This is a genomic window from Nocardia alni (genome assembly GCF_019038435.1).
Classification (GTDB): Bacteria; Actinomycetota; Actinomycetes; order Mycobacteriales; family Mycobacteriaceae; genus Nocardia; species Nocardia alni.
This window is the reverse complement of sequence record NZ_JAGPOX010000124.1, coordinates 22,223-28,751: the sequence shown is the minus strand read 5'-3', so window position 1 is coordinate 28,751 and position 6,529 is coordinate 22,223. Positions and strand designations below refer to the sequence as shown.

General features: G+C 67.4%; 6 protein-coding genes and 1 pseudogene. 4 read left to right on the top strand and 3 right to left on the bottom strand.

The features are described from left to right. Window positions 1–248 (top strand): hypothetical protein (locus tag JZ791_RS34050; RefSeq protein WP_216900321.1); only part of this gene is annotated, 248 nt, incomplete at its 5' end. Window positions 249–428: 180 nt separating this feature from the next. Here JZ791_RS34050 and JZ791_RS34045 read toward each other — a convergent pair. Next, on the bottom strand, window positions 429–1,433 hold the full coding sequence (locus JZ791_RS34045) for a 1-aminocyclopropane-1-carboxylate deaminase (RefSeq protein ID WP_216900319.1): 1,005 nt from the start codon (window positions 1,431–1,433) through the stop codon (window positions 429–431). A 32-nt stretch (window positions 1,434–1,465) separates the two neighbouring features. Further along, on the bottom strand, window positions 1,466–2,140 hold the full coding sequence (locus tag JZ791_RS34040; RefSeq protein WP_216900317.1) for a GntR family transcriptional regulator: 675 nt from the start codon (window positions 2,138–2,140) through the stop codon (window positions 1,466–1,468). A 162-nt stretch (window positions 2,141–2,302) separates the two neighbouring features. Here JZ791_RS34040 and JZ791_RS34035 point away from each other — a divergent pair, with 162 nt between their 5' ends. Next, complete coding sequence (locus tag JZ791_RS34035; RefSeq protein WP_216900315.1) at window positions 2,303–3,115, top strand: SAM-dependent methyltransferase; 813 nt, start codon at window positions 2,303–2,305, stop codon at window positions 3,113–3,115. Between the two features lie 119 nt (window positions 3,116–3,234). Here the strand turns inward: JZ791_RS34035 and JZ791_RS34030 are convergent, their stop codons facing one another. Continuing rightward, complete coding sequence (locus JZ791_RS34030) at window positions 3,235–4,227, bottom strand: isopenicillin N synthase family dioxygenase (RefSeq protein ID WP_216900306.1); 993 nt, start codon at window positions 4,225–4,227, stop codon at window positions 3,235–3,237. Window positions 4,228–4,452: 225 nt separating this feature from the next. Between JZ791_RS34030 and JZ791_RS46900 the strand changes: the two are divergent. Beyond that, window positions 4,453–4,617 (top strand): annotated as a pseudogene (locus JZ791_RS46900) (PLP-dependent transferase); the annotation flags it as partial. 207 nt (window positions 4,618–4,824) lie between these two features. Beyond that, entirely contained in the window at window positions 4,825–6,411 is a 1,587-nt protein-coding gene (locus JZ791_RS34025; protein WP_254206800.1) for an ABC transporter substrate-binding protein, read from the top strand. Window positions 6,412–6,529 lie beyond the last annotated feature (118 nt).

Sequence of the window (6,529 nt, the reverse complement as noted above, 5' to 3'; positions counted from 1 at the left end):
TATCCCCCCAACTCCCCGAACCCCCGTCCTTCCAACAGGCCCTGGACCGCGCCCGCGCGCTGGCCGCCCAGGATCGCCCCGACGAAGCGTGGGCCGTAATCGAGGCCGCCCTACCACACTGGCATTCCGACAACCCCTACCGAATCGCGCCGGTAATCCTGCTCACCGACCCGATCCTGCGCCCCGTGATCACCCCGAGGCGTGCGCGACTGGCGGTAACCACACCCCGCGGCCAAAGCACCACATAGCGCACCCACCTCTTTCTTGTGTTCTGGGCTTGAAATCCGAACCTGCTCGTATGCCCGTACGTCGGAGCTTCCAGCGCCAAGCCCGACGACCGGCTCGTTGGACGTGGCGGGTCATCGGCCACTTCGGTGTTGCCTGGAAGAGATCGCATGATCTGTCGGCGCGGCCGTGTAAAACGCGGCTCAGAAGACTCCGCTGTATGCGTTCAGCGCCGGCTGACCGCCGAGGTGTGCGTACAGGACGTTCGAGTTCTCGGGGATGTCGTCGTCGCGGATGAGGTCGATCAGGCCTGCCATGGATTTGCCCTCGTATACCGGGTCCAGGATTACGCCCTCGAGGCTGCCGGTCAGGCGGATCGCGTCGATTGTGGATTGGACGGGGATGCCGTAGTGGTCGCCCGCCCAGCCTTCCAGGACGGTGATCTCGTCGTCGCGCAGGTCGCGGCCCAGGCCGATGCGGTCGGCGGTGTTGCGTGCGATCTTCTCTACCTGGTCGCGGGTCTCCTTCAGCTTCGCCGAGGCGTCGATGCCGATGACGCGGCGAGGGCGGTCCTGCCCTGCGAATCCGGCGATCATCCCGGCGTGGGTGCTGCCGGTGACACTGCACACGATGATGGTGTCGAAGAAGACGTCGAGCTCACGTTCCTGCGCCTGCACCTCGTAGGCCCAGTTGGCGAAGCCCAGGCCGCCCAGCGGATGGTCCGACGCGCCCGCCGGAATCGCGTAGGGTGTGCCGCCGTCGCGGCGCACCTGCTCCAGCGCGGCGCTCCAGCTGTCCTTGAACCCGATGCCGAAGCCGGCCTCGACCAGCCGCACATCCGCGCCCATGATGCGCGAGAGCAGGATATTGCCGACCTTGTCGTTGACCGAGTCCGGCCAGCTCACCCAACTTTCCTGCACCAGAACGGCTTTGAGTCCCAATCGGGCGGCCACCGCGGCGACCTGCCGGGTATGGTTGGACTGCACGCCACCGATGCTGACCAGCGTGTCCGCGCCCTGTGCGAGCGCCTCGGGCACGAGGTACTCGAGTTTGCGAGTCTTGTTGCCGCCGAAGGCCAGACCGCTGTTGCAGTCCTCCCGCTTGGCCCAGATCCGGGCACCGCCGAGATGGTCGCTGAGCCGGTCCAGGGGGTGAATCGGGCTGGGGCCGAACAGCAGTGGGTATCGGTCGAAATCGTCGAGGGACACGGGGCCTCCAAGAGCAGTGATGCGGACGGTATTTACTGCGACTGTTCGGCCAGGCCGGTGTCCAGTAGCGGTGCGAGAGTGAGCCAGTTGTCGCGGCTCGCGGTGGCCGCGCCCTCGGCATCGCCCGCCGCGCACAGTTCGATGATCCGCGCGTGCTGGGCGACCGAGGCCCGTCCGGCGAGCGAGGAGAACCGCAGCCGCTCCACGCGGCGCAGCACGGGGGAGAACTGTTCGAGCACCGCGGCGATCGCCTGGTTGGCGCAGGCGGTGATCAGCACGCCGTGGAACGCGTCGTCGGCCTCGATCGCCGCACCAGAGTCGTTGCGGCGCAACGCATCCGCGAACCGCTCGTTTGCCGCGCGCATGGCCTCGAGCTCCGTCTCGGACAGGTTCGGTACCGCCTGACGCACGGCCAGTTCGTGCATGGCCGCGGTGACCGATTGGGCGTCGTGCACCGCGCGCACGTCCAACGGACTGACCATGGTGTGCCGGCCGGGCTTGGTCTGCACCAACCCGGCCTGTTCCAGCCGGGCTAGCGCCTCGCGCACCGGCGTGCGGCTCACACCCAGCCAGCCCGACAGATCGGCATCGTTGAGCCGCTCCCCGGGCGTGAGCGTGCCATCGACGATGGCATCCCGAATCGCGCGATACGCATCCTCCCGCAGGAGGGATTTGGCGACGAGTCCTCGGTTCTCCGGCACCGGCATGCAATATATTGCACATCGCATGTCGGCAGCTGTCAAGCGACGAGGAGATACCGTCGCCGCGACGTCGGATTTCCCGCCATCGGGGACGAACCGTGCGGACCCGCGCCGAATTCGGTAAACCCCTGTGGTGAAGGGTGATTGCCGAACTCGAGGGAGGTCGACGTGATCGACGACCAACTGCCCGCGGATCTGCGGACGGACCAGCCCCACACCGCCCGCGTCTACGACTACATCCTGGGCGGAACGGACAACTACGAGGCGGACCGCGAGGCGGGCGAGGCGGTGAAGACGCTGTGGCCGACGGTCACCATCGCGACCCGCGCGAATCGGCAGTTCATGCACCGCGCGACGCGATACCTGGCGCTGCGGGGCGTCACCCAGTTCCTCGATATCGGCTCCGGCATCCCCACCCGGCCGAATCTCCACGAGGTCGCCCAGACGATCACCCCGGAGGCCAGGGTGGTGTACGTGGACAACGATCCGATCGTGCTTGCTCAGGCCGCACCCCTGCTGGCCGGATCCCCCGAGGGGCGAACGGCGTACATCCCGGCGGACGTGACCACGCCCCGCGCGATTCTCGATGCCCCGCGGTTGCACGACATCCTGGACCTGTCACGCCCGGTGGCACTGAGCCTGATCGGTCTGCTGCCGTTCATCTCGGACGACCACCGGCCGTACGAGATGGTCGCGACGCTGGTCGACGCCGTCGCCCCCGGCTCCTACCTGGTCATGTCGCATATCACCCCCGACTTCGACCCGACGGCGATCGCCGCGGTGACGCGGCTCTACCACGACTCGGGCCTGCCGTTGCGGACACGAGATCGCGCCGAGTTCGCCCGGTTCTTCGAAGGATTGGAACTCCTGGAGCCCGGCATCGTGTCGGCGCAGCGGTGGCGTCGTGATGACGATGAGCTCTCCGTCGGTTCGGATGCTCAGGTGTCGGTGTATGTGGGAGTCGCCCGCGCGCGAACGTAGGCAGTCCGGTCGCTGTTACGGCAGCGATTGCCGCACAACACGGGTGGCGTTCACCGCCTCCGGGATGGATACGGTCGCGGTCCGCTCGCTGCGCCCGGCTCGTGCGGAATTCCCGACGGTCAGTATGCCGTGGCCGGTCCGCGCGGCGTGATGCCGTGGTGCAGTTCGGCCACGTCCGGGTGTGCGCGGGTGCGTGACTTCCACGCGTTCGCGCCGTAGGTGTCGAAGATCGGGTTGTTCGGATCGGTCGCCACGCCGCGTGCCCGGGCTGCCAGCTCCGGCGGCAGATCGATGATCGGGATGTGGGCGTCGAGGGCGGGATTGAGGAAGTAGGGGATCGAGACGCGGTCGGTGCCGGGGGCGGGCGCGATCACCCGGTGCCTGGTCGCCCGCAGATATCCGTTCGTGGCGACCTCGAGCAACTCGCCGATGTTGACGATGAACGCGCCGGCCAGCGGAGGCACGTCCACCCAACTGTCGGGAGTCAGCTCCACTTGCAGGCCCTGGGACGACGGCTCGACGAGCAACAATGTCAAAACGCCGGAATCCTTGTGCGCGCCAACGCCCTGCGGGTTGTCGGGATTGCCGGGATAGCGCACGACCTTGATCAGCGTGGCCGGGCGGTCGGCGAAGGCCGCGTCGAACACTTCCTCGTCCGCTCCGAGCGCAGCGGCCCAGTGGCGCAACAGCCCTCGGCCGACCGCTGCCAGCGCGGCATCCCATTCCTGTAGCGCCACACGGAATTCCGGGAGCGCGGGCGGCCACAGGTTCGGGCCCTGCAGGTTCCAGAATCCCCGCGCACCGGCGATCGCCTCCAGTTCCGGGCCGATGTCGACCTGCTCGCGCCAGTCGACCGCGCCGTTGGTCAACTCGCCGCCCACCCTCGAGTACCCACGGAACTGCGGGCTGCGCAACTGGCTGATTTCCTGCTTCGCCTCCTGCGGCAACGCGAAGAATCGGCGGGATACGTCGAGCACATCGTCGATCTGCCGCTGTGGGACACCGTGACCGGTCAGATAGAAGAACCCGGACTCGTGCGTCGCCGCCAGCAGTGCGGAGCGGAATCGCGCGGTGTCGGTAGCGGCCTGCGCCAGATCGAGGACCGGAAGCATGCATCGCACTATCGCCGATTCTCCCGCTGAAAACACGATTTGTACTCACCGTGCGCGTAGCGACGCACGAGCAGGGTGCGATCACAGCCGCCCTGCCCACTCGGCTGGCCCGCGCCGCGACAGCAGGACGGCATTGCCCCGCTGATCGGGCTGGGCCCGCTGGCGCCGATGAACGCGCACCTCGGTACTGTTGCCCGCCGGACGTCGTGTTGAAGGAGGACGCCGGTGGAGCGGCACAGCCGGAACGCGCAGGTCATCGCCGAATGGTTCGCCGCGCAGCGACAGTCCGACGCTGGGCGCTATCCGGGTCTGCCCGCCGGTCCATGGCACGATGCGGCCAAACGGAATCTGCCGCGGGGCGCCGGCGGGGTGCCGGCCTTCGAGCTGAGCGGTGATGTCGAGGTCGACCGCGCACGCCCGGCCCGGCGCGCGGCAGCAGCTCGACAACGGCGTGACGCCCCGGTCTGGTGCGGCAGTCGGCGGGGTTGCAGGATGCGGGGGAGCTGTTCGCGGATCCGGAAGTGGGACTGCGTGACCGAACTCAGCGAGGCCGAATTCGCCGGTGCGAATCGCCGCCCATGCGTGAAGGAAACGGGAATGATATCGAGAATGGTTCCGGCACACCGGATCGCGGTAGCGCTGGGCTCGGTGGTGCTGGCCGCCGGACTGTCGAGTGGGTGTGGCACCGGCGGTGTCACCGAGGCCGCCACGGATACGCAGACGACCCAGGCCGCCACCCCTCCCGACGACCAGCTCGACGCCAAGGCCACCGTGAACGTGTCACTGACGCTGGAGCCGACGAGTCTGAACACCTTCGACACCGCGGGCACGGCACTGGATCAGGTGCTGCTCGACAATGTGTACCAGGGATTGGTCAGCATCGACACCAACGCCGAGGACAAGATCGTTCCGGCGCTGGCGAGCTCCTGGGAGGAGTCGCCGGACGGGCTCGTCTACACCTTTCACCTGTTCCCGCACGCGAATTTTCACGACAGTTCCCCGCTGACCGCGGCGGATGCGGTCTGGTCGCTGCAACAGCAGATCGCGCCGGGCTCGAAGTCGCTGCACGCCGCCGACTTCGCATCGGTGGCCGCTGTGTCGGCGCCCGACCCCGCCACGGTGCGAATCACCTTGAGACACCGTGACACCCTGCTGCTCTGGTCGCTGACCCAGCGCGGTGGCATCGTGTACAAAGAGGGCACCGACTTCACCGTTCTGGACGGCGCCGAGGACGGGTCGGGCCCGTACCTGCTGGCCCAGTGGAACCGCGGATCCTCGATCAGGCTGGTGCGCAACGACTTCTACTGGGGCGTCAAACCCAAGGTCGACCAGGTGATCTTCCACTACATCAAGGATCCGAACTCGGCGAACAACGCCGAGTCGACCGGACAGAACGATATCGAGGTGGCCGCCGATCCGACGCTGTTGCGGCCGTTCTCGGACAAGGCGAAGTTCACCGTGCTGCGCGGCACCACCAGCGACAAGTTCACCCTGGCGTTCAACGACGCCCGCGCGCCGTTCACCGATCCGCGAGTGCGCCATGCGATCCGGCAGGCCATCGACAACCAGAGCATGATTCGCACCTACGGCGCCGGGATCGCGATCGGCAGCGACGTACCGCCGCAGGATCCCTGGTACGAGGATCTGACCGGCATAGACCCCTACAACCCGGACAACGCCAAGAAGCTTCTTGCCGCAGCGGGAGTCGGCAACGGACTGTCGCTGACGCTGGACGTGCCGAACATCTACCCGACCTCGCTGAGCGACCTGCTGGTATCGGATCTGAAGAAGGTCGGCGTCACGCTCACCGTGCGGCAGATCGAATTCCAGACCTGGCTGTCGAAGGTGTACTCCGACAAGGATTTCCAGCTCAGCCTGGTCGATCATGCCGATGCCGGAGATCTGGGCAACTACGTCGAGCCCGGCTACTACTTCGGCTATGACAACAAGCAGGCCCGGCAGTGGTTCGCCCAGGCCCGCACCGCCGCGACCGACGCCGACCGGGATGCGTTGCTGCGGAAGGTGGCCCGGCAGATTTCCGAGGACGCTGCGTCCGATTGGCTGCTGCTGGCCCAGACCACCACCGTGGTGCGCCACGGGGTGTACGGGGTGCCGCAGCAGGAGACCAGTAACCGGTTCAACCTGGCCACTGTCGCGGTCGCCAAAGGGAGGCCGGTGCAGTGATCGTATTCCCGCTGCGCTGCCGGCGGTGGCCGGCGTCGTGACGCTGATCCCGTGGCGCGGCCCGACGCGATACGGGCCTGCGAACTGCGTGAGTGGTCACCGCCCGGCCGTGGCCCGA